The 22834-nt window shown below is 69.1% G+C and carries 21 protein-coding genes; 8 read left to right on the top strand and 13 right to left on the bottom strand.

Annotated features, from left to right (window positions below; genetic code table 11):
* Nucleotides 1-155: 155 nt before the first annotated feature.
* The 3 genes from AC3WQR_RS29635 to AC3WQR_RS29625 are packed head-to-tail and all read right to left on the bottom strand — an operon-like array spanning nucleotide 156 to nucleotide 2910.
* Complete coding sequence (locus AC3WQR_RS29635) at nucleotides 156-1004, bottom strand: ABC transporter permease (protein ID WP_492745549.1); 849 nt, start codon at nucleotides 1002-1004, stop codon at nucleotides 156-158.
* 11 nt (nucleotides 1005-1015) lie between these two features.
* On the bottom strand, nucleotides 1016-1981 hold the full coding sequence (locus AC3WQR_RS29630; RefSeq protein WP_062481101.1) for an ATP-binding cassette domain-containing protein: 966 nt from the start codon (nucleotides 1979-1981) through the stop codon (nucleotides 1016-1018).
* A gap of 38 nt (nucleotides 1982-2019) precedes the next feature.
* Nucleotides 2020-2910, bottom strand: a complete 891-nt coding sequence (locus AC3WQR_RS29625) for a LysR family transcriptional regulator (protein ID WP_492745547.1) — start codon at nucleotides 2908-2910, stop codon at nucleotides 2020-2022.
* 105 nt (nucleotides 2911-3015) lie between these two features.
* Between AC3WQR_RS29625 and AC3WQR_RS29620 the strand changes: the two genes are divergently transcribed.
* On the top strand, nucleotides 3016-3681 hold the full coding sequence (locus AC3WQR_RS29620) for a glutathione S-transferase family protein (RefSeq protein WP_492745545.1): 666 nt from the start codon (nucleotides 3016-3018) through the stop codon (nucleotides 3679-3681).
* Nucleotides 3678-4643: a flavin-nucleotide-binding protein gene (locus tag AC3WQR_RS29615; RefSeq protein ID WP_492745542.1), complete on the top strand. Its 966-nt coding sequence runs from the start codon at nucleotides 3678-3680 to the stop codon at nucleotides 4641-4643. Before AC3WQR_RS29620 ends, AC3WQR_RS29615 begins: the two co-directional genes overlap by 4 nt.
* A gap of 1 nt (nucleotide 4644) precedes the next feature.
* Here AC3WQR_RS29615 and AC3WQR_RS29610 read toward each other — a convergent pair whose 3' ends face one another.
* On the bottom strand, nucleotides 4645-5808 hold the full coding sequence (locus tag AC3WQR_RS29610; RefSeq protein WP_492745540.1) for a cytochrome P450: 1164 nt from the start codon (nucleotides 5806-5808) through the stop codon (nucleotides 4645-4647).
* An 83-nt stretch (nucleotides 5809-5891) separates the two neighbouring features.
* Between AC3WQR_RS29610 and AC3WQR_RS29605 the strand changes: the two genes are divergently transcribed.
* On the top strand, nucleotides 5892-6587 hold the full coding sequence (locus AC3WQR_RS29605; protein WP_307697085.1) for an ArsR/SmtB family transcription factor: 696 nt from the start codon (nucleotides 5892-5894) through the stop codon (nucleotides 6585-6587).
* Between the two features lie 154 nt (nucleotides 6588-6741).
* Here the strand turns inward: AC3WQR_RS29605 and AC3WQR_RS29600 are convergent, their stop codons facing one another.
* From AC3WQR_RS29600 to AC3WQR_RS29570, 7 genes are all read right to left on the bottom strand, one after another.
* Entirely contained in the window at nucleotides 6742-7764 is a 1023-nt protein-coding gene (locus AC3WQR_RS29600) for a Bug family tripartite tricarboxylate transporter substrate binding protein (protein WP_174250308.1), read from the bottom strand.
* 114 nt (nucleotides 7765-7878) lie between these two features.
* Nucleotides 7879-9396: an AMP nucleosidase gene (locus tag AC3WQR_RS29595; protein ID WP_062481401.1), complete on the bottom strand. Its 1518-nt coding sequence runs from the start codon at nucleotides 9394-9396 to the stop codon at nucleotides 7879-7881.
* 45 nt (nucleotides 9397-9441) lie between these two features.
* Nucleotides 9442-9990 carry a TIGR00725 family protein gene (locus tag AC3WQR_RS29590; protein WP_062481403.1) on the bottom strand — a complete coding sequence of 183 codons (549 nt, stop codon included), beginning with the start codon at nucleotides 9988-9990 and terminating at the stop codon, nucleotides 9442-9444.
* Nucleotides 9941-10762 (bottom strand): ABC transporter permease, encoded by an 822-nt coding sequence (locus AC3WQR_RS29585; protein WP_062481405.1) that lies wholly within the window; start codon nucleotides 10760-10762, stop codon nucleotides 9941-9943. Before AC3WQR_RS29585 ends, AC3WQR_RS29590 begins: the two co-directional genes overlap by 50 nt.
* Nucleotides 10763-10771: 9 nt before the next feature.
* Nucleotides 10772-11848, bottom strand: a complete 1077-nt coding sequence (locus AC3WQR_RS29580) for an extracellular solute-binding protein (RefSeq protein WP_070061856.1) — start codon at nucleotides 11846-11848, stop codon at nucleotides 10772-10774.
* A 23-nt stretch (nucleotides 11849-11871) separates the two neighbouring features.
* Nucleotides 11872-12900, bottom strand: coding sequence for an ABC transporter ATP-binding protein (locus AC3WQR_RS29575; protein WP_492745537.1), 1029 nt, complete (start codon nucleotides 12898-12900; stop codon nucleotides 11872-11874).
* A gap of 5 nt (nucleotides 12901-12905) precedes the next feature.
* Entirely contained in the window at nucleotides 12906-13673 is a 768-nt protein-coding gene (locus tag AC3WQR_RS29570; RefSeq protein ID WP_070061918.1) for an ABC transporter permease, read from the bottom strand.
* A gap of 185 nt (nucleotides 13674-13858) precedes the next feature.
* Here AC3WQR_RS29570 and AC3WQR_RS29565 point away from each other — a divergent pair, with 185 nt between their 5' ends.
* From AC3WQR_RS29565 to AC3WQR_RS29555, 3 genes are read left to right on the top strand one after another with little or no spacing between them, the layout of a single operon-like run.
* Nucleotides 13859-14773 carry a LysR substrate-binding domain-containing protein gene (locus tag AC3WQR_RS29565; RefSeq protein WP_492745535.1) on the top strand — a complete coding sequence of 305 codons (915 nt, stop codon included), beginning with the start codon at nucleotides 13859-13861 and terminating at the stop codon, nucleotides 14771-14773.
* Nucleotides 14774-14825: 52 nt separating this feature from the next.
* Nucleotides 14826-15734 carry a ketopantoate reductase family protein gene (locus AC3WQR_RS29560; RefSeq protein ID WP_492745533.1) on the top strand — a complete coding sequence of 303 codons (909 nt, stop codon included), beginning with the start codon at nucleotides 14826-14828 and terminating at the stop codon, nucleotides 15732-15734.
* A complete protein-coding gene (locus AC3WQR_RS29555) occupies nucleotides 15718-17754 on the top strand; it encodes a DUF3857 domain-containing transglutaminase family protein (protein ID WP_492745531.1) in 2037 nt (678 codons plus the stop codon). Before AC3WQR_RS29560 ends, AC3WQR_RS29555 begins: the two co-directional genes overlap by 17 nt.
* A 110-nt stretch (nucleotides 17755-17864) precedes the next feature.
* Here AC3WQR_RS29555 and gorA read toward each other — a convergent pair whose 3' ends face one another.
* A complete protein-coding gene (gene gorA / locus AC3WQR_RS29550; protein WP_070061861.1) occupies nucleotides 17865-19223 on the bottom strand; it encodes a glutathione-disulfide reductase in 1359 nt (452 codons plus the stop codon).
* 223 nt (nucleotides 19224-19446) lie between these two features.
* On the opposite strand from gorA, the gene AC3WQR_RS29545 reads away from it, so the two are divergent.
* Nucleotides 19447-19728 carry a double zinc ribbon domain-containing protein gene (locus tag AC3WQR_RS29545; protein ID WP_306301677.1) on the top strand — a complete coding sequence of 94 codons (282 nt, stop codon included), beginning with the start codon at nucleotides 19447-19449 and terminating at the stop codon, nucleotides 19726-19728.
* Between the two features lie 74 nt (nucleotides 19729-19802).
* On the top strand, nucleotides 19803-21830 hold the full coding sequence (locus AC3WQR_RS29540) for a PEP/pyruvate-binding domain-containing protein (RefSeq protein ID WP_492745527.1): 2028 nt from the start codon (nucleotides 19803-19805) through the stop codon (nucleotides 21828-21830).
* Between the two features lie 12 nt (nucleotides 21831-21842).
* Here AC3WQR_RS29540 and AC3WQR_RS29535 read toward each other — a convergent pair whose 3' ends face one another.
* Nucleotides 21843-22757: an MBL fold metallo-hydrolase gene (locus AC3WQR_RS29535; protein WP_492745524.1), complete on the bottom strand. Its 915-nt coding sequence runs from the start codon at nucleotides 22755-22757 to the stop codon at nucleotides 21843-21845.
* Nucleotides 22758-22834 lie beyond the last annotated feature (77 nt).

The following is a 22834-nucleotide window of genomic DNA, read 5'->3' as shown; positions in this document are numbered from 1 at the left end:
CCCCCCCCCCCCCCTTGCCCGTAGCGCAGCGGAGGGACGCAGACAGTAGGGTCGCCTTTCTTTTGCCTACGTTTCTTTGGCGAAGCAAAGAAAAGTAGGTCGCCCGCCGGGGCGAGACCCGGCCCCGGGAAGCAAACCAGACAACGCCCTAAACATCACCCCCGAAACCTCTTTCGAGTCAAAGCCAAAGCAATCCAGAAAGCAGCGACCGCATACAAAGCCAAAACACCCGCATGCACCCACCACCCCTCAGGCCACCGATCCATAAACAACGGCCGCACCAAAGCAACAGCATTCGTCAACGGCAACCAAGCAGCCACAGCCCGCACAACAGAAGGCAGCTGCTCCAGCGGAAAAAACACCCCACTCAAAAACATCATCGGCGTCATGAACAACGTGAAGTAGTACGTAAAAAAGTCATACCCCTTAGCCAACGCATTGAAGATCAACGCCACAGAAGAAAACGTGATCCCACACCCAATCAACACCATCCAGGCCACGATCAACTTGGGGCTGTGACTGATCCCCAACCCCAACATCACAAACAAGATCGCAGTCACCGTAAAGATCGACTTGAACGCCGCCCACAACATCTCGGCAAGCACGATGTCATCCAACCCCACCGGCGCATTCATGATCCCGTCCCAAGTCTTCTGCACATGCATCCGAGAAAACGCCGAATACAGCGCCTCGAAGCTCGCCGCATTCATCGCACTCATGCAGATCGACCCACTCGCCAGGAACAGGATGTACGGCACCTGCGTGCCATCCACCGTCACCTGCCCGACGAGTGCGCCCATGCCGTAGCCAAACGCCACGAGCCAGATCAGCGGCTCCGCGATGTTCCCGATCAGGCTCGGCAGCGCCAGCTTGCGCCACACCAGCAGGTTGCGCAAAAACACCGGCCACCATCGCATCGACAGCTCGGGCGCGCGCCACACGGAGGGTGAAGGCGGCACAGGTGAGTCGGGAGAAACGGCAGAAGAAGCTGTGGTTGTATTCATAGAAAGAAGGCCTAGCCATCCTGGCGAATCTGCCGACCGGTGAGCTTGAGGAAAAGATCTTCCAGATTGGCCGGCCGATGAAAGGTGCGCAGCCCGCCATGCTGTGTGAGCGCGTCGAGCAGACGCCGCGCATCCTGCGTATAGAAGAACACCGTCTCACCGCTCACTTCCACGCGCGCAGCCAGCGCCTGCAACTCGGCCGAACCGGCCAGCGACAGCGCCCCATTGCCATACACCTCGACCACATCAGGCTCCAGGTGCTCGGCGATCAGATCGCGCGGACGGCCTTCGGCGATCTTGCGGCCGTGGTCAAGTACCAGCAGCCGCGAACACAGGCGCTCGGCCTCGTCCATGAAGTGCGTGGTCAACAGGATCGACTTGCCCTGCTGCAGCAGCACCTGCAACCGCTCCCACATCAGGTGCCGCGCCTGCGGGTCAAGCCCGGTAGTGGGCTCGTCGAGCAGCAGCAACTTGGGGTCGTTCACCAGCGCGCGCGCCAGCGACAGGCGCCGGCGCATGCCGCCCGACAGCTCGCCGGGCTTGGCGTCGGCCTTGTGCGAGAGCGCGGCGAACTCCAGCAGCTGCGGCACGCGCGCACGCACATGCGCCTTGCTGAAGCCGAAGTAGCGGCCGTACACCACGAGGTTCTCGGCGCAGCTGAAGTCGGGATCGAGGGTGTCGAACTGCGACACCACGCCCAGCTGCGCCTTGATGGCCAGCGCGTCGCGCGGCATCTGCAGGCCCAGCGCCTCGATGCTGCCGCCGTCGGGCGCGGTGAGGCCCAGGCACATGCGGATGGTGGTGGTCTTGCCCGCGCCGTTCGGCCCGATCACGCCCAGGCACTCGCCAGGCGCGATCTCGAACGAGAGGTCGTCGACGACCGTGGTCTCGCCGTAGCGCTTGCGCAGCCCACGGACCTGGAACAACGGGGAAGAAGACGAAGAAGAAGGCGAGGAGGGGGTGGTGTGGGATGGCACGCGGCCATTCTGACGCAGCCGGCCGATTGGCGCAGCAGCTACATGCGCAAGCCGCTGAACTCTGTTTTCATCCAGTCGATGAAGGCCCGCGTGCGCGCCGGCAGCAGCCGCGCGTTCGGGTAGATCACGCTCACGGGCCGGGGCGCGGGCTCGTAGTCTTCGAGCACCAGCTGCAGCCGGCCCTGCGCCACATGCGGCAGCACCTGGTAGGAGAAGAAGGTGCCGAAGCCCATGCCGGCGGCACAGGCCTCGATGGCGGGCGCGAGGTGGTTGAACTCCAGTCGGTTGTCGGGCATCACGTGCACGGTCTTGCCGCCATCGCGGAACGCCCATTGCGACGGCGCATCGATGCGCCCGCGCACGCAGGGCGCGCCCGCCAGGTCGCGCGGATGACGCGGCACGCCGTGCTGCGCCAGGAAGGCGGGGCTGGCCGCCACCACGCGGCGGATGGTGCCCAGGGTCTGCGCCACCAGCGACGAGTCTTCGAGCGGACTGATGCGGATGCCGACGTCGATGCCCTCCTCGAGCAGGTTCACGGTGCGGTCGTGCAGCCGCACGCTGCAGCGCACCTTCTCGTGGCGCTGCATGAAGCGCACGATGGCCGGCGCCACGTACATGTGGCCGAACAGCACCGGCGCGGTGATGACCAGCTGCCCCGCGGGCTCGCGCGCCTCCGCCTTCAGCGCCTGGTCGGCGGCGTCGGCCGCGAGCAGCACCTCGCGCGCGCTCGGCAGGTAGTGGCGACCCTCCTCGGTGAGCGACAGGCGCCGCGTGGTGCGGTGAAACAGGCGAACGCCCAGGTGCGCCTCGAGCGCGGCGAGCGCGCGCACCACGGCGGGCAGCGAACTGCCGAGCGCCTCGGCGGCGCGGGTCAGGCTGCCCTGGTCGGCAATCTGCACGAAGGTCTGCATGGCTTTGAAGCGATCCATGGCGCGATTAAACCGGAAAACGCAGCAGTCAAATCCGGTAGAGGCTATTCATTCATTTGATGGAAGAGAGAAGAATCGAGGCCATACCCACCCGAAGGACTCTTCATGACCGAGAACACCACCACCGCCCGCCAGCTCGCCCAGCCGATCCAGCTCTTCGGCAGCGCCATCTCGGGCCACGTGCACCGCGTGCGCTTCTTCCTCTCGGTGCTGGGCCTGCCCTTCGAGATCGTCGAGCTCAACCTGCGCCAGCGCGAGCACCGCACGCCGGAGTTCCTGGCGCGCAACCCCTTCGGCCAGGTGCCGGTGATCGAGGACGGCGAGGTCACGCTGGCCGACTCCAACGCCATCCTCGTGTACCTCAACGAACGCTACGCCCCCGACCCGGCGCGCTGGATGCCGCGCGACCCGGTGGGCGCGGCGCGCGTGCAGCGCTGGTTCTCGGTGGCGGCCGGCCCGCTGGCCTACGGCCCGGCGGCGGCGCGCATCATGGTGCTGTTCGGCGTGGACGCCGACCGCACCGAGACCGTCAAGCGCTCGCACGCGCTGCTCGCGGTGATGGAGACCTGCCTGTCCGAGCAGCCCTTCCTCGCGGGCCCGTCGGCCACGCTGGCCGACATCGCGAACTACGCCTACGTGGCGCACGCGCCCGAAGGCAGCGTGTCGCTCGACGCTTATCCGCAGCTGCGTGCCTGGCTGGCGCGCGTGGAAGCCTTGCCCGGGTTCGTGCCGATGGTGCGTTCGCCGGTCGGCCTGGCGGCGGTCGCATGATCGCCGCACCTTTCCACGCCGGCGAGCGCGCGCTGCAGGCGCTCGTGGGCTCGCGCGAGCAGATGGAGGCGGTGGGCCCGCGCGTGATCCGCGACTACATGCCCGACCAGCACCGCGAGTTCTTCGCACTGCTGCCATTCCTCGTGGTCGGAAGCCTCGACGCCGACCTGCAGCCGTGGGCCAGCATGCTCGCCGCGCCCGCCGGCTTTGCGCACTCGCCCGACGCGACGCACCTGCGCATCGATGCACTGCCGGGCGCCGGCGATCCGCTCACCGGCCAGCTCGCGCCCGGTGCCACGCTGGGGCTGCTGGGCATCCAGCCGCACACGCGGCGGCGCAACCGCATGAACGGCACGGTCGAGGCGCTCGACGCGGCGGGCTTCATGGTCGAGGTGCAGCAGAGCTTCGGCAACTGCCCGCGCTACATCCAGGCGCGCGAGCCGGTGTTCGCCGCGTCGCCGGCCAACGAGTCCGCCGTGCAGTGGCTCGACACACTCGACCTCGCGGCCGAACGGCTCATCGGTGCGGCCGACACGCTGTTCATCGCCACGGCCTACCCCGACGCGGTGGCGGTGGGCGACGCGGCCGATGCACGCTCGCACGGCGTCGACGTGTCGCACCGCGGCGGACGGCCGGGCTTCGTGCGCGTCGATGCGGGCGGCGTGCTCACGGTGCCCGACTTCAACGGCAACCGCTTCTTCAACACGCTCGGCAACCTGCAGGCGCATCCGCGCGCGGGCCTGCTGTTCGTCGATTTCGACACGGGTGAGCTGTTGCACCTGAGCGCCACGGCGGAGATCGTCACGGACGGCCCCGAGGTGGCGGCGTTCGAGGGCGCGGAGCGGCTGATGCGCTTTCACGTCACGCGCGCGCTGCGCCGTCCGGCGGCGCTGCCGTTGCGTTGGGGCGAGGCTGCGTTGTCGCCGCACCTGGCGGGCACGGGGCGCTGGGCTGCGCACTGACTCAGTCGAAGACGGGAATGCGCCCGTTGACCGACGGTCGGTAGTGCCAGCCGAGCGCATTGAGGTCGGGCACGCGCTGCGAGTGCAGCAGCGCTTCGAGGCCCGCCGCGGCCAGCGTGCAGGCCAGCGCCTGCCCCGGACACGCATGCAGGCCATGGCCGAAGCCAAGAACGCGGCGCTGCGCGCGCACCGGCATGAAGTGGTCGGGATCGGGGTTGAACGCCGGATCGCGGTGCGCCGAGGCCAGCAGCACCAGCACCGCATCGCCCGCCGCCAGCGAGGTGCCGGCGATCTCGACGGGCTCGATCGCGAAGCGTCGCGTGTTCTGCACCGACGGGTCGTGGCGCGACGTCTCCTCGACGATGGCGAGCAGCCCGTCGCGCGTGCGTGCCAGCGGGCGCAGCGCAGGCTCGCGCGCCAGTGCGATCAGGCTGTTGCCCAGCAGGCCCGCCGTGGCGTCGCAGGTCTGCGAGAGCAGGCCCACGAGGTTCGCCAGCAGCGCGCGCGAGAGCGGCGCGCTCGCCGCGCTTTCGGCCAGCACTGCTGCCAGCAGCGTGCCATCGCGTGGCGAGGCCTTCGCGCTCAGGGCTTCGAAGCGGTTCATCAGCGCGCCGGCCGCCACGCTCGCCGCCTGCAGCTGGTCGGCGTTTGACAGCGGCGAGAGGCAGGCGACGAAATCGCGCATCCAGCGGTCCACCTGCGGCAGTGTTGCGTCGTCGAAGCCAAGCAGGTGCGCCATCGCGCGCACAGGCAGCGAGAACAGCGCATCGGACAGCGGCGCCTGCGCAGGCAGCTGCCGCGCCAGGTCGAGCGCGGCGGCGTGCGCCGCGTGCAGGTCGAGCCCGGCCAGCGCGCGCTGCAAGGCCGGCCGATGCGCCTGGTGCGCGGGGCCGTCGTTCATGCGCACGAGGTGGCCGAACACCTCGCCCGCCGGGCTGCCCACGATCGCGCGCGGCACGGGCTCGGCGGCGGGGCGTACGCGCAGCGCGCCGTGGGCCTGCAGCACCTGCATGACGACATCGGCGCGGCTCGCGACCCACACGCGCAGGCCCTCGTGCCACGCGAGCGGCGGGCCGTCGCGCAGCGTGGCGTAGTACGGGTACGGGTCGGCATGCGTGGCGGCGGCGACCGGATCGGCGGGATGAGTGAGCGCGGCGGTGTTCATGGCGCGCAGTGTGCGTTCGCGGCCGCCGGCACACTTCGGCTGCGAACGAAGTGTGGGATGCGGCGCCGCCTTAGGATGCCCGCATGGACGACACCACCGCTTCCGATTTCCAGCTCGCCCGCCTCGCCGGCGCCATCGCCGAGCCGGCACGCGCCCGCATGCTGAACTGCCTGATGGACGGCCACGCCCGCACCGCGACCGAGCTCGCCACGGTGGCCGAGGTGGCGGCCTCGACCGCGAGCGCGCACCTCGCGCGCCTGAAGGAGGAGCGGCTGGTCGAGGTGCTCGTGCAGGGCAAGCATCGCTACTTCCGCCTGGCCAGCGACGACGTGGCCGCCGCGCTCGAAAGCCTCATGGTCGTGGCCGGCGCGCCGCGCCCCTCGGCGGCCGCCTTCCAGCCCAACACGCCAAGCCGCCTGCGCAGCGCCCGCACCTGCTACGACCACATGGCCGGCACCGCGGGCGTCGCGCTGCACGACCGGCTGCATGCGCAGGGCTGGCTCAGCGGCCTTGCGAGCGGCTCGTACGAACTCACGCCCGACGGCGCCATCGCGCTGGAGAGCCTGGGCGTCGAGGTCGACGCCGTGCGCCGCTCGCGCCGCCGCTTCGCCTGCGCCTGCCTCGACTGGAGCGAACGCCGCCCGCACCTGGGCGGCGCACTCGGCGCCGCGTGGCTGCAGCTGTCGCTGCGGCGCGGCTGGGTGCGGCAGGAACTCGACGGGCGCGCGCTCACGCTCACGCCGAAGGCGCAGCGCGAGATGCCGGAGCTCTTCGCCTGAACGAGTACGGTTGATTCGCCACAAGGCTTCGTGCTGGCGCGGCCCGAGAGGCCAGGGACGCCGCGGAACCGGCTTTGCCGGGCCGCAGGCGTCGCCCCCGGAAGGGGGTTGGCGCAGCGACACGAAGTGCGCGAAGCCTGGGGGTGAGCCTGTTTCAGGCCTTGAGCTTGAGCAGATAGATCAGCGGGCCCGCCATGGCCGTGTCGAGTTCGAGAAAGCTCTCGAAGTCCTTGCCCGCCATCCAGTACGGGTCCCAGTTGTTGCGCTTGATGGTCTTTTGCCAGAGGTCGTGCGTGGTGGCGCGCTGCACCGCCTCGAGCAGCTGGCCGCGGCGGTAGGGCGGCACCTTCTTGCCGGTCATCACGCCGCGCCAGTTGGCCAGGTCGGCGTCCACGCCCTGCTGGCGCACCGAGGCGATTCCCTGGAACGGGTGCTTGGACGACACGCCGATGGCGCGCAGCTTGCCGTTGGCGATGTTCTCGGCGAACTCGCTGTAGCCCGAGATGCCGACCGCCGCCTTGCCCGTCTCGAGGGCTTCGACCACCTGCGCGCCGCCCGGGTGCGGCTGGTAGTTCAGCGATGCCGAGGCGCCGGCCACGCGCGCCAGCATGCCGGCGAACATGTGGTCCACGCCGCCGGCCGAGCCGCCCGCGATGACCGTGTTGGCGGCATCGGCGCGCAGCTGGGCGACGAGGTCCTTGGGGGTCTTGATGGGCGAGTCGGCCTTGACGGCGACCACCTCGTAGTCGCTGGTCAGGCGCGCCACGGGCGACACATGCGCCAGCGTGACGGCGGGCTTTTGCAGCGCCACCGCGCCGACCATCACCATGCCGCTGACCAGCAGCGCCTCGGGGTCGGCGTCGTACTTCTCGACGTACTTGGCCAGCCCGATGGTGCCGCCCTTGCCGCCGATGTTCTCGTAGGTGACGGTGCCCACGGCGCCCGAGGCCAGCAGGGCGGCGCCGAGGGCGCGGCCGGTCTGGTCCCAGCCGCCGCCTTCGTTGGCGGGAATGACGATGCGCAGCTTGCTGCTCAGCGGCGCGTCGGCCGCGCGGGCGTTGCCGGCCCACAGCGCGGCCTGGCCCGCACCGGCGGCAGCGGCCGAGGCTGCCAGCCAGGTGCCGAAGCGGCGGCGGGACAGGGGAAGGGCGGCGGCAGGCGGCGAAGACGGGCGCATCGTGTTTCCAGTTGTGTACGTGACAGCCAATGATGTCCGCGAAATAAGGCAAACACGCCCTCGCCCGCACAGGGAGAAACCCTGAGGGGACAAAGGGGCGAAAGGCGTCGGAGCCTACTGGAAAGCCACTTCCGCGAAGCTTCGCAGCTTGCGGCTGTGCAGCCGGGTGGTGCCTTCCTGGCGCAGGATCTCGATGGCGCGCATGCCGATGCGCAGGTGCTGTTCCACGCGCTCGCGGTAGAAGTGGTTGGCCATGCCGGGCAGCTTGATCTCGCCGTGCAGCGGCTTGTCGCTCACGCACAGCAGCGTGCCGTAGGGCACCCGGAAGCGGAAGCCGTTGGCCGCGATGGTCGCGCTTTCCATGTCCAGCGCCACGGCGCGGCTCTGGCTGAAGCGGCGCTGCGGCTGGTTGCCGGGCAGCAGCTCCCAGTTGCGGTTGTCGGTGCTGGCCACGGTGCCGGTGCGCATGATCGTCTTCAGGTCGGGGCCTTCGCACTTCGTGACGTCGGCCACCGCCTGCTCGAGCGCCAGCTGGATCTCCGACAGCGCCGGGATCGGCACCCACAGCGGCAGCTCCTCGTCGAGCACGTGGTCCTCGCGCACGTAGGCGTGGGCCAGCACGTAGTCGCCCAGCTGCTGCGTGTTGCGCAGGCCGGCGCAGTGGCCCAGCATCATCCAGGCGTGCGGGCGCAGCACGGCGATGTGGTCGGTGATGGTCTTGGCGTTGGCCGGGCCGACGCCGATGTTGGTCATGGTGATGCCGCTGTAGTCCTCGCGCACCAGGTGGTAGGCCGGCATCTGCGGCAGGCGCGGCGGCGCGGTGCCCTGGCTGCCGTCCAGCAGGTGGGCGAAGGTGTCGCTGTGGCCCGCGGCCAGCCCGCGCCGGCGCGTGATCACGTTGCCGGGCTCGATGAAGGCGATGTACTCGCTGTTCTCGTCGGCCATGGCCTCGTGGCCCAGGCGCACGAACTCGTCGATGTAGAACTGGTAGTTGGTGAACAGCACGAAGTTCTGGAACCACTCGGGCGCCGTGCCCGTGTAGTGGCGCAGGCGGTGCAGCGAGTAATCGACGCGCGCCGCCGTGAACAGCGACAGCGGCTGCGGCTCGCCGGGCAGCGCCTCGAAGGTGCCGTTGGCAATGCCGTCGTCCATGGCGCCCAGGTCGGGCAGGTCGAACACGTCGCGCATGAGGGCGCGGCGCTCGGCGCTCATGGTGCCTTCGATGTGGTCGTTCTCGGCGAAGGAGAAGTGGATCGGGATGGGCTGCGTGCTGGTGCCCACCTCGATCTCGACCTGGTGGTTTTCCAGCAGCAGGCGGAACTGGTCGAGGTAGTAGCGCGAGAACAGGTCGGGCCGCGTCAGCGTGGTCTCGTAGCGGCCGGGGCCGGCCACGAAGCCGTAGCTCAGGCCGGCGTTGGCCGGCGGCGTGTGGCGCGAGACGGTGTGCGTGTGCACCCGCACGAACGGGTAGCAGGCCCGCACCCGGCCCGGCAGCGCCTCGCCGGCGACAAAGCGCAGCATCGATTCGCGCAGATGGGCCAGGCCGCCCTGGTAGATGGCTTTGACCTGGTCGAGCGCCTCGGCGGCGTCGGTGAAGCGGGCGGGAGCGACAAAGGTGGGCATGTAGGGCATGCCGTCATTGTGCAATGCGCCCGTGTCGATGGGGAGGCCAGACGGTCAGTCCAAGAGGCAGGCCAGCACCTTGGCCAGCATGTCGTCCACGTCGGTGGCCTGCACCGCGCCGGGCAGGGCGACGTCGCCGTGCATCACGAACACCGGCTTGCCCCATTTCAGCCCCATCGCCATCTCGGACAGCGTGCCCATGTTGCCGCCGATGGCGACCAGGCACACGCCGCTGCGCGCGATGATGCCGTTGCGCATCTCGCCCATGCCGGTGGGAATGGCCACGCTGAGCCATTCGTTGGCATGGCGGTCGTCGTCCTCGGGCAGGATGCCCACGGCGATGCCGCCGGCTTCCACCGCGCCGCGCGAGGCCGCGGCCATCACGCCGCCGCGTCCGCCGCAGACCACCGCCATGCCCGCGCCGGCCAGTGCATGCGCCACCGCGTAGGCGGCCTCGCATTCGGCCGGGCCGCCGTCGCCCGGGCCGAGCATCGCCACCGGCTGGCGGTGGCGCTGCGGCCCCCACTGCCGTTGCGCCAGGCGCGTGAGCGCCTCAGTGACCGGCGCCGACAGCACCGCGCTCGCGCCTTCGTGTAAAGACATCGCCCACTCCCATCACGACCACACACACCACCATCAGCACCAGCGACAGGGCCGCCGCCACCGCGAAATCGGACCCGCCGTCGCCCACCTGCGCGAGCAGCATCAGCGGCAGGATGTTCAGCTGCGTGCCCACCAGCGCCAGCGCCGTGCCGTAGGTGCCCATGGCAATCGCGGCCACCATGCAGGCGTTCGACAGCACCGAGGGCAGCACCTCGGGCAGCACCGTGTCCCGGAAGGCACGCGCCTTCGAGGCGCCCAGCGTGCGCGCCGCCTGCGCCGGGCGCAGGTCGAGGTTGGCGAACACGGGGTACAGCGACAGCGCCACGCGCGGGATCAGGTAGTAGGCATACGCCAGCCCCAGGCCCGACACGCTGTAGATCCAGCTGCCGATCACGGCCGGGTCGGCGCCCAGCCCCGCGAGCAGCTGCGTCACGAAGCCCGCGCGGCCGAACGCGAGAATGAAGCCGTAGGCGATCACCAGCCCCGAGAACGCGAGCGGCAAGCCCAGCAGCGTCATCATCCATTGGCGCCGGCCCTCGGGCTGGCGCGCCAGTTCGATGGCGATGCAGGTGCCCACCAGCGCCGAGATCGCACCCGCCGCCAGGCCCAGGCCCAGCGTGTTGCGCAGCGCGCCCAGGAACAGCGGGTTGCCGAACAGCCGCCCGAAGGCACTGCCGCCCTCGCCGAAGGCCTCGGGCAGCAGCGCCGCCAGCGGCACCGCGAAGAACAGCGCCATGAAGGCCCACGCGGGCCAGGCGCCAAAGCGTCGCATCACGGCCTCTTACTTGCCCAGCGCGGCCTGCGCCCAGAGCTTGTCGACCTCGGCCTTGCGCTCCGAGGCCTTCACCACGTCGAGCGGCTTGATCTGCGGCGCGGCCGGCATCTTGGCCGCGACATCGGCCGAGAGCGGCGTGCCCGGCACGGCGGGACGCACGAAGCCCTGCGCGAACAGCGACTGGCCGGCCTCGCTCATGATGAAGTTGAGCCACAGCTTGCCGGCGTTGGGGTTCGGGCCGTTCTTCACCAGGCTGATGGCGTACGGCGCGGCCACGCTGGCCTCCTTCGGGATCACGACCTCGACCGCGTCGCCCATGCCGTCGACGTGCTTGGCCTTGAGGCCGTCGTTCTCGTAGCTGATCCACACCGGGATCTCGCCCTTGAGGAACTTGGCATACGGCGTGGTGCCTTCCACGCGCAGCACGTTGCCGGCCGCATGCAGCTTGCCCAGGTAGTCGGTGCCGGGCTGCACGTTGTCGACGCTGCCGCCGTTGGCATACGCCGCGGCGAAGGTCAGCACCTGGCCGATGCCGGTGGAGCGCGGGTCGAGGTACACCACCGTGCTCTTGAACTCGGGCTTGAGCAGGTCGGCCCAGCCGGTGGGCACGTTCTTCACCAGCTTCTTGTTGACCAGGAAAGCGATGTTGAGCGTGTGGATGGTGAACCAGCGGCCCTCGGCCTCGCGGAACACCGGCGGCAGCTTGTCGAAGTTGACGGGCTTGAAGGGCGCGACCACGTCCTTCTTCGCGGCATCGACGGCGGAGGCGGCGAAGTAGTAGGCGGTGTCTGCCTGCGGGCGGCGCTTGGTCTTCTCGAGCGCGACGACGGTCGCGGCCGAGCCGATGTCGTTGTAGGTCAGCTCGATCTCGGGGTAGCGCTTCTTGAAGTCGCGGAACAGCGACTTCCAGTTGGCCCACTCGGGGCCGGTGTCGAAGGAGACGCACAGGCCTTCCTTCTGCGCTTCGGCGTACAGCGCCTTCTCGCCCGCGTAGAGCTCGGGGCCGTCGAAGGCGAAGGCGGTGCGGGCGAGGGACAGCACGGGCAGTGCGCCGGCGGCCTGGATCAGATGTCTGCGTTGCATGGTGGCTCCTTGGAAGGAAAAGGTCAGTGGTCGAGCAGGCGAAGGTGTTCGGGGGCGATGGCGATCGCTTGGGCCGCCGGCGCGGCCGACTCGGCGAGGAAGGGCTTGCCCGCGCCCGGCATGTCGAAGTCGTAGCGCGTGAGCGCGCCCAGGTAGCGCTGCGCGCCGGTGCGGCCGGCCAGGCGGTTCACGCTGTCGGGCGCCGGGTCGGGCCGGATGTGTTCGGGGCGCACCAGCACGTGCACGGGCGTGCCGAAGGGGCGGTTGCCGGTCTCGGCGAAGAGCTCGGCAAAGCCCATGTCGAGCCGGCCCGGCGAGGCCACCTTGGCGGGCAGGATGGTCGAGAGCCCGACGAACTCGGCCACCGCGCGGCTCGCGGGGTGCTCGTAGATCTCGCGCGGCGTGGCGATCTGCAGCAGGCGGCCGTCTTTCAGCATCGCCACGCGGTCGGCCATCACCAGCGCTTCTTCCTGGTCGTGCGTGACCAGCAGCGTGGTCGCGTTGAAGCGCTGCTGGATCGAGCGGATCTGGTCGCGCAGGTGGCCGCGCACGCTGGCGTCGAGGGCCGAGAGCGGCTCGTCGAGCAGCAATGCGCGCGGATCGATGGCGAGCGCACGGGCCAGGGCCACGCGCTGCTGCTGGCCGCCCGAGAGCTGCGCCACGGCGCGCTGCGCGTGGTCGCCGAGCCCGACGATGTCGAGCAGCTCCTGCGCGCGCTGGCGGCGCGGGGCCGTGTCCACCTTGCGCAGCTTGAGCCCGTAGGCCACGTTGTCCAGCACGCTCAGGTGCGGAAACAGCGCATAGCTCTGGAACACCATGCCGATGTGGCGCTGGTGCACCGGCGTGCGCGACATGTCGTCGCCGCCGAGCACGATGCGGCCCGTGTGGCCGGTCTCCAGCCCCGCCACCAGCTTGAGCAGCGTCGACTTGCCCGAGCCGCTGGGCCCGATCACCGCGACGAGCTCGCCCGTGCGCACGTCGAGCGACACGTCGTGCAGGCCGTGCGTGCTGCCGGGGTAGTTGTAGCTGACGTTGTCGAGGAGGAGGCTCATGGGAATTACGCGCGCTGCTTCACGAGGGAGGAAGAAAGAAGGGCCGACGCGCTCGCCAGCACGAGAAGGATGACGGTCGCCGCGCAGGCAAAGCCCGTCGCGCCGTAGAAGGCCTGCAGCAGCACCACCGGGTAGGTGCGGTTCTGGAAGCTCGTGAGCAGGTTCGACAGCCCGAACTCGCCCACCGAAATGGCGGCCACCATCACCAGCCCGCTGATCAGGCTCTGGCGCAGGCTGGGCAGCACGATGCCGGTGAACTGCTGCCAGCCCGAGGCGCCGAGCGTGGCGGCGGCCTGCTCGAGCCGCCCGAGGTCCAGGTGGCGCAGGTCGGTGAGCAGCGTGTTGGTGAGGTAGGGCAGCGTGAGGATCGCGTGCGCGGCGATCAGCAGCGGCATCGAGCCCAGCCAGGGTGCGAGGTCGGTGTTGAACACGATCATGTAGCCGAAGGCCAGCGTGATGGTCGGCACCGCGACCGGCGTGGCGCTCACGATGCGCGCCGCGATGCTGCTGCCGCGCCGCGCGCCGTGGTACAGCGCATAGGCCAGCGGCAGCGCCAGCACCGTGTTGATCGCGCAGGCCGCCATTGCCACCACGAGGCTGCTCACGAAGGCCTTGCGGAACGAGGTGTCCAGCCACAGGTCGACATACCACTGCCCGGTGACGCCCGTGGGCAGCAGCGTGTTGGTCCAGTTGCCGCCGAAGCTGCCGATCGCCAGCAGGGCGATGGGCAGCAGCAGGTACAGGCCGTAGACGAGCGAGATGCCGCGAATCAAGGGTGTCTCCGAAGGTCTTGCGCACCCGGCATACTTTCCGGATGCTCTACTTTTTGCCCACGGCGGATTGCCGTGTTCCAGCGAATTCTAGGAAGCAGATGCACACTTATGGGTGAAAGTTGGATGACGACACTTGAGCAATCGGCAAGTGTTTTTCACACGACTTTCATCAACCGGAGCCAGGCATGAAACGCGACTGCCCCACCATTCAGGAACTGCTGGCCTTCGACGCCGTGGCGCGCCAGCAGAGCATCACGCTCGCGGCCGGTGCGCTGTGCATCACCGTGAGCGCCGTCAGCAAGCAGATCGCGGGGCTCGAGGCTTTTCTGGGCCGCGAGCTGCTGCAGAAGAACGGCCGCGGCGTGCAGCTCACGCCGCAGGGGCGCGTGTACTGGCAGAAGATCTCGGGCGGCCTGCGCGCCATCGAGACCGCGACCTTCGAGGCGCGCTCGGGCGATGCCGGCGCCGGCCTGCTCACGCTGGCCAGCGTGCCCACCTTCCTCACCAAATGGCTCATTCCGCGCCTGCCGGCCTTCAGCCAGAAAAGCCGCCACGTGATGCTGAGCTTCAGCCGCCATCTGGAGCCCAGCGACGGCATCCCGGCCGGCGTCGATGCCGCCATCCGCTACGGCCCCGACGGCTGGCCCGGCGTGGTGTCCGAATACATCGCGGGGCGCGAGTTCGTGCTGATCGTGGCGCGCGCGCTGGTCGAGGGGCGGCATCGCATCGTGCAGCCCGTCGACATCGTCGGCCACACCTTGCTGCACCACGAGGGCGCGCCCACCGCCTGGCGCCAGTGGGCCGCGCAGCACGGTGTGCCCGAGGTGCAGACCGTGGCCGGCCCGCGCTTCGCGCAGTACTCGGCGCTGATCCAGGCGGCGCTCAACGGGCTGGGCATCGGCCTCGTGCCGAAACTGCTGGTGCAGGAAGAGCTGGCCGAAGGCGCGCTGTTGAGCCCGTGCGGCACGCCGGTGCGCGTCGACCAGGGCCACTACCTGTGCTATCGGCCCGACCGCCTCGACCTGCCGGCCTTCGCGGCGTTTCGCGAATGGATCATGGGCGAAGGGCAGAAGTCGCGCGGCGTGGAGACCGAGGCATGAAGCGGCCGTCTTCGCTACGCTCTGTCCACGGAACAACCAAGGAATCGAATCGATGAAAGTCGCAGTCATGGGTGCCGGCGCGGTCGGCTGTTACTACGGCGCCATGCTGGCGCGCGCAGGCCACGCCGTGGTGCTGATCGGCCGGCCTTCGCATGTGGAGGCGGTGCGCGCACATGGGCTGCGGCTGGAGACGAAGGCCTTCGATGAACAGGTGCGCCTCGAGGCCAGCACCGAAGCGAGCGCGGTGCAGGGCGCCGACCTGGTGCTGTTCTGCGTGAAGTCCACCGACACCGAATCGGCCGCCGCGCAGATCCAGCCGCACCTCGCGCCCGGCGCGCTGGTGCTCACGCTGCAGAACGGCGTCGACAACGACGCGCGCGTGCGCGCGGCGCTGCCGTCGCACGACGTGGCCGCCGCCGTGGTCTACGTGGCGACCGAGATGGCGGGGCCGGGCCATGTGAAGCACCACGGCCGCGGCGAGCTGGTGATCGCGCCCTCGCGCCGCAGCGACGAGGTCGCGCAGGCACTGATCGCCGCTGGCGTGCCCACGCAGATTTCCGACAACGTGCGCGGCGCGCTGTGGGCCAAGCTGGTGCTCAACTGCGCCTACAACGCGCTGTCGGCCGTGTCGCAACTGCCCTACGGCGAACTCGTGCAGGGCACGGGCGTGACGGACGTGATCCGCGACGTGGTTGCCGAATGCCTCGCGGTGGCGAAGGCCGAAGGCGTGGTGATTCCGGGCGATGTCGATGCGGCGGTGCGCGGCATCGCGCAGTCGATGCCCTCGCAGTACTCATCGACCGCGCAGGACCTCGCACGCGGCAAGCGCAGCGAGATCGACCACCTCAACGGGCTGGTCGTGCGGCGCGGCGAAGCGCTGGGCGTGCCGACGCCGGCGAACCGGGTGTTGTTCGTGATGGTGAAGCTGCTGGAAGGCAAGCAGCATGGGGCTCGCCTCTAGCCTCGACGGTTGGCGCGACTTCTGTATCATTTTGAAACGCGCCTCGCACGGCGCGACACGACGGGGTCTGCACTCCGTTCCCACACAAGAAGCGCTGGAGGAAATCATGTTCGGACGGATGCAACAGGCCATCGTGCGGCCTTGGGGGGTGTTTTGCCTGACGGCCGTTCTGGCGAGTGCTGCGGTGGCGCAGACCGCGGAACCTCAGCAGGCCCATGTCATTTCAAAGCAGTGGCACGCGGACTACGAAGTCGCGTCGGACGGCCGGTCCACGATGACCTATGCATCGGCGAACCAGGTGCTGCACGCGAGCGCGCTGGAAGACGCGAAGTCCTTGTCCTTCTCGTACAGCACGAGCATCCAGAAGGGCGAGATCCTGGAGGCCTACACGTTGAAGGCCGATGGACGGCGCATTGCGGTGCCTTCGACCAACTACCAGACCGAGGTCAACAACGGGCGTGACGGTGCGAAGCCGCTTTTCTCGGACTACACGCGACTCTCGGTGGTGTTTCCGGACGTGGCCGTGGGAGATACGGTCGGGGTGAAGTACCGGGTGGCAGACAAGGAGCCCATCTTTCCGGGTGCTTTCTCGGTTGTGCAGTCGTTCTCGCCCGCGACCGTCTATGAAGATGCTCGCATCACGGTTCGTTTCGCCAAGCCACTCGCCCTGAAGTTCGAAAGCCACAACCTGCAGGAAGAAGCCGCCCGCGAGGACAACGGCCTTCAGGTGCGTGAGTGGCGCTACCGCAATCCTGTGCCGCGGACCTATGACGAGGCGGACGAAGGAATCTGGCGCCTGGAGGAATTTCCGGTGCTGATGGTGAGCACCTTTCCGAGCTACGAATCGATCGCCAAGGCCTATGGCGACCGTGCCTTGCCCAAGGCCGAGCCCACGACCCGTGTGACGACGCTGGCGAAGTCCATCGTGGGTGACCAGACCGATCCGCTCACACGCGCCCGGCTGCTGTACGAATGGGTGTCCCGCAACATCACCTATGGTGGCAATTGCATCGGCGTGGGAGCGGTCGTGCCACGAGACACCGACACGGTGCTCGACAACAAGATGGGCGACTGCAAGGACCACGCGACGCTGCTGCAGGCGCTGTGGCGCGCGGCCGGTATCCGGGGCGAGCAGGTGCTGATCAATGCCGGCAACCAACTCGACCTGCCAGCCACGCCTGTCGTGTCCATGGTCAATCACGTCATCAACTATCTGCCCGACTGGAAGATCTACCTGGACGCGACGGCCAAGGAGATTCCCTTCGGCTACCTGCCGGATGGCTCGTATGGCAAGCCGGTTCTTCATGTCGGAGCGGCCACGACATTGGCGACCATCCCGCCTTCGGCCCCCGATCGCACGCAGCAGCATGTGCGGACCCGGCTTCGCATCGGCGCCGATGGCAGCGCGACGGGCGATATCCAGATCAGCCTCAAGGGAACACGGGCCGCGCAAATGCGCACCTACATGCGTGACCTGAAAGCGGCCACCGTTCGCGACTTCGTTCGACGCACGCTGTCGGGCTCCGGCTTCAAGGCCAAGGGCGAACTGGATCGCGGCGATCTGTCCGAGGCCAAGGCCCTGTCGGACGAGTACGCGTTCGGCTTTACCTTCGAGATCGACAACTACCTGCAAGCCGGCACTTCCGGAGCCTTCCGGTTGGCGCCCGTCGTGAACCTGCCGCTGTCCGTTGCCGGCTTTGCATTCAAGGGGGAGCAGGCCCCCGTCACGAGGCGCCACTACTGCGAAGGCTTCAAGATCGATGAGAGCTACGACATCGAACTGGCGCCCGGCGTGAGCTTTGCCCAACTCCCGGAATCGTTGACGAAGCGCGGCCGATATCTCGAATTTGCGAGCAGCTACAAGCGCACGAAGAACGGCGTGCGTGTGGTGCGTGAACTGTTCGACAAGACGCCGGACGGTGTGTGCACGGCAGACTTCATGAATGCCTGGCAGGCCGAAGTCGAGCCGATTGCACAGAACCTGAAGTCACAGGTCTTCTACAAGCGCAAGTCGCGCTGAGTTCTCCAGCGTGCGTCGGATGTCGGTCAGTCTTTGCTGGCCATCCTGACAACGAGACCGCCTGACTCGGGTCCCCCAGGAGTCCGGAGGCTCCGAGCTTCTCTGACTGCTCAGCCCGGCATCGGTTCGCGCATCGTCACGAACTCTTCGGCAGCGGTGGGGTGGATGCCGATGGTGCTGTCGAACAGCGCCTTCGTCGCACCCGCGCGCATCGCCACCGCGAAGCCCTGCACGACTTCACCCGCGTCCGCGCCCACCATGTGCAGGCCCACCACGCGATCGCTCTTCTTGTCGACCACGAGCTTCATGAAGGTGCGCTCGCTGCGGCCCGAGAGGGTGTGGCGCAGCGACTTGAACTCGCTGGAGAACACGGTGACCTCGCCGAACTTCGCGCGGGCGTCGATCTCGCTGTAGCCGCAGGTGCCGATGTTGGGGTGGGTGAACACCGCGGTGGGAATGAACTCGTAGTCCATGCCGCGCTTGCCTTTGCCGAACAGCGCATCGACCACCACCATCGCCTCGGCCAGCGCCACGGGCGTGAGCTGCACGCGGGTCGACACGTCGCCCACCGCGTAGATCGACGGCACCGAGGTGCGGTAGTGCGCATCGACCGCGATGGCGCCCTTGGCGTCGAGCTTCACGCCCGCGGCCTCGAGGCCGAGGCCCTGCGTGTTGGGCACGCGGCCGGTGGCGAAGAGCACGGTGTCGGCCTCGATCTGCTGGCCGCGCGCGAGCGTGACCACGAGGCCGTCGGGGCCGCGCGCGATGGACGACGCCTCGCAGTTCAGGCGCACGTCGACGCCGGCCTTGCCCATCTCGTTGGCAAGAAATTGGCGCACGTCGTCGTCGAAGCCGGTGAGCAGGTGGGCGCGGCGGTGCAGCTGCGTCACCTTGGACCCCAGGCCGTTGAAGATCGACGCGAACTCGCAGGCGATGTAGCCACCGCCCACCACCAGCAGGCGCTTGGGGAACGGGTCGAGGTCGAACATCGCGTCGGAGGTCACGATGTGCTCGCGGCCCGGAATCTCGGGCACGAAGGGCGTGCCGCCGGTGGCCACCAACAGGTGGCGCGCGGTGTGGCGCTTGCCTTCGATTTCCACCGTGTGCGCATCGACCAGCTGCGCCCAGCCGGTGACGAGCGTGACGCCCGAGTTCTTCAGCAGCGAGCCGTAGATGCCGTTGAGCCGGCTGATCTCCTTGGCGCGCTGGGCTTTGAGGTGCGCCCAGTCGAACTGCGGCGCCGACGGGAGCTTCCAGCCGTAGCCTTCGGCTTCCTCGAACGACTCGGCATAGCCGGCCGCATAGCTGTAGAGCTTCTTCGGGATGCAGCCCACGTTGACGCAGGTGCCGCCGAGCTCGGCGGCCTCGGCCAGCGCGACGCGTGCGCCGGTCTGCGCCGCCATGCGCGCGGCGCGCACACCGCCGCTGCCGCCGCCAATGACGAAGAGGTCGAAATCGAATGGTTGCATGAGAAAGACGCTCCTTGCGGCCGACTGTAGCGGCGGGGCGGCGGCGGCGCTTTCGGCATGGGCATGGCCGTGAAGCACCGCGGCCTGCGAGGGTCTTTGCCGGGGGCGCTTGACCCTGAAGCGGCTTCAGGGAATCCACTGTCTGCAGGCCCGCGGGAATTCATCGCCATCGGCGACGTTGCCACCGGCCCTGTTGCACGACGCAAGGGAGAAACACATGGGCATGCTGGAACGACTCTTCGGTGGACATGGCGGCGCGCGCCACGGCGGTGGCGGCGGGCACCACGGTTCGCAAGGTGGCTATGGGTACGGCCGCGACGCACCGCCACCGCCACCCGGCGGCAGCGCCTGCCCCGCTTGCCGCGCGGTGAACACGGCCGGTGCACGCTTCTGCCAGCAATGCGGCACGTCGATGCTGCCCGCGGCCTGCCGGCAGTGCGGCACGGCGATGGCGCCCGGCGCGAAGTTCTGCGCGCAATGCGGGCAGTCGACGCAGGCGACGTAGCGCGGCCGACACGCGAAAAATGGGGCGGGCCGCCAGCGAGAATCCGCGCTTGTCGGCAATGAAGGAGGAGCCCCATGAAGAACGATTCCAACAGGCAGAAGAAGAACGGTGTTGCACTGGCGTGGCTGCCGGCCCTGGCGCTGTGCACGATGGCCGTCGCGCCGGCCGGTGCGCAGCTCGCGCGCAAGCCGTCGTACTACCAGCAGCAGAACCAGCCGCAGCCCGAAGGGCCCGCCGCGCAACTGGTGCTGCGCCCCGCGGTGCCCGCCTCGTTGCCGGCGCTGCGCAGCCAGGGCGATTTCGACATGCTGGCGCGCGTCTACGACGCCGGCACGCCGATGCAGCTGGCCCATGTGCTGTTCGCGATCGACCGGCAGGCGAAGCCGGCGCGCATGCACTACATCGACACGCCGCGCTTCCAGCTGCATGTGCGCTTCCTGCGCGACACGCGGCTCACGCCGAACACGGTCAAGCGCGAGATCGACCGCAACTACCTCGTGCCGGACCGCCGCTTCCTGTTCGGCACGCTGAGCTGGCAGCAGAACATCGGCACCTTCACCTACGAGTTCTGGGAAGGCGACCGGCTCACCGTGCCGCTGCTGCGCGAGGCCGAGGCACAGGTGAAGGCCAGCTTCTTCGCGCCGGTGAAGTTCAAGACCAACTCCACGCTGCACGAGCGCATCGCGAAGGAGGCCGGCATCGACTTCGTGAGCCAGGAGGCGCTGATCCGCGAGCAGCCCTACCTGCCGATGAATCTGGGCACCGCCACCGGCCGCGTGCGCATCGTGAACGACGCCTCGGGCCTGAACGCGCTGTTGCCCGACGACATCGCCGTGCTGCGCGAGGTGCCGATCAACCTGCCGCCGGTGGCCGGCGTGCTCACCGAGCGGCCGTCCACGGCGCTGTCGCACGTCAACCTGCTGGCCAAGGGCTGGGGCATTCCGAACGCCTACGTGCGCGATGCAGCCACGGTGCTGAAGGCGCATGCGGGCCAGTGGGTGGCGCTGAAGGTGGCGGCCTCGGGTTACCAGCTGCGCCGCCTCACGCCGGAAGAAATCGCCGCGCTGCCGCCGCGCGCCGTGCGTGCGGCTGCCACCGGCGCGCTGCCCGGCAGCAAGGCCGCGAAGCCGGACCTGCGCGAGGCGCGCCTGCTGCCGCTGGCCTCGCTGCGCGCGCGGCACAGCGTGCAATGCGGCTCGAAGGCGGCCAACCTCGGCGCGGTGCTGGCCGCGCGCATTCCCTCGACGACCGTGCCCGACGGCTTCTGCATTCCGTTCGCGCACTACGACCGCTTCATGCGATCGAACGGGCTGGCCGAGCGCATCGCGCGCATGCAGCAGCAGCCCGGCTTCGCGGGCGACCCGCAGGTGCGGCTGAAGGCGCTGGCGCAGCTGCGCGACGAGATCGTGCAATGGCCCGTCGAGCCCGCCACCGCGGCGGCCTGGCGCGCGGCGTGGCAGGCGCAGCTGGGCGGGGGCGGCGTGTTCGTGCGCAGCTCGTCCAACTCGGAAGACCTGCCGGGCTTCAGCGGCGCGGGGCTCTACACCACGGTGCCCAACGTGAAGACCGGCGATGCGCTCGAGCTCGCGGTGAAGAAAGTGTGGGCCTCGGTGTTCAACCCCGAGGCCTGGGAGGCGCGCAGCGCCGCGGGCTTCGGCGCCGAGTCGGTGCTGATGGGCGTGTTCGTGCAGACCGCCATCGACTCGACGAACGCCGGCGTGATGATCACGCGCGACCCCTTCGACGCGGGCCACCCGCACGTCACCTACATCTCGGCCAAGCGCGGCATCGGCATCCGCGTGGTCGAGGGCAAGCGCGTGGCGGAGCAGGTGATGTACTCGAGCTGGTCGAAAGCCATCCAGGTGCTCAGCCGTTCGGCCGAGGAGACGGCGCTGCAGCTGGACAAGGACGGCGGCGTGAAGGAAGTGCCCGTGGAAGTCGGCCGCCACGTGCTGACCGACGAGCTGGTGGTGCGGCTCGCCGCTGTGGGCGCGGCGGTGAAGCGCACCTTCAACGCGGTCGACCAGGACATCGAGTGGGCGACCGTGGGCGACAAGATCGTGCTGCTGCAGGCACGGCCGTATGTGGAGCGGCGGCGCTAGGTCACGCAGGCCTCAGGCCGGCGGCGTGGTGCGCGGGCGGTGGCCCGGCAGCGTGTTCAGCGGAATGCGCAGGTAGGCCACGCCGTTGTCGTCGGGCGGCGGCAGGCGGCCGCCGCGCACGTTGACCTGCATCGACGGCAGGATCAGCGTCGGCACTTCGAGCGTGGCGTCGCGCGCGGTGCGCATGCGCACGAAGTCGTCTTCGCCGATGCCGTCGCGCACGTGGATGTTGTGGGCGCGCTGCTGCGCCACCGTGCTCTGCCAGCGCGGCTCGCGCGTGGCGGGCGGGTAGTCGTGGCAGACGTACAGCGTGGTCTCGGGCGGCAGCGCGAGCAGCCGGCGCATCGAACGGTAGAGCTCGCGCGCGTCGCCGCCCGGAAAGTCGGCGCGCGCGCTGCCCAGGTCGGGCATGAAGAGCGTGTCGCCGACGAAGACCGCGTCGTCGACGAGGTAGGCCATGTCGGCCGGCGTGTGGCCGGGCACGCGCAGCGCCTGCGCCTCGATCTCGCCGATGTGAAAGCGTTCGCCGTCCTTGAAGAGGTGGTCGAACTGGCTGCCGTCGGGCAGGAAGTCGCGCTCCAGGTTGTAGAGGTGGCGGAAGGTGGCCTGCACCGTGCGGATGTGCTCGCCGATGGCGATGCGCCCGCCGGCCTGCGACTGCACATGGCGCGCGCCCGAGAGGTGGTCGGCGTGCGCGTGGGTCTCCAGGATCCAGTCGACCTGCAGGGCCTGCGCGTGAACGTAGGCCAGCAGGCGGTCGGCCGAGGCGGTGTCGGTGTGGCCGGAGCGGAAGTCGTAGTCGAGCACCGGGTCGATGACGGCGGCGCGCTTCGTCGCACGGTCCCAGATCACGTAGGACACCGTGCCTGTCGCGGGATCGAAGAAGGCCTGGGTGGTGGCGCGTGGGGGCATAGGGGTCGGGGTCATCGGCGCTCCTTCTGCGGTGCCTGGAAGCCAGGCCGTCGTTCATTCAATCAAGCGACAAATATTATATGAATTCTTAT

This window comes from Variovorax sp. FW305-3-2-15-B-LB1 (genome assembly GCF_058787635.1).
This window is presented reverse-complemented; position numbering and strand designations above follow the sequence as displayed.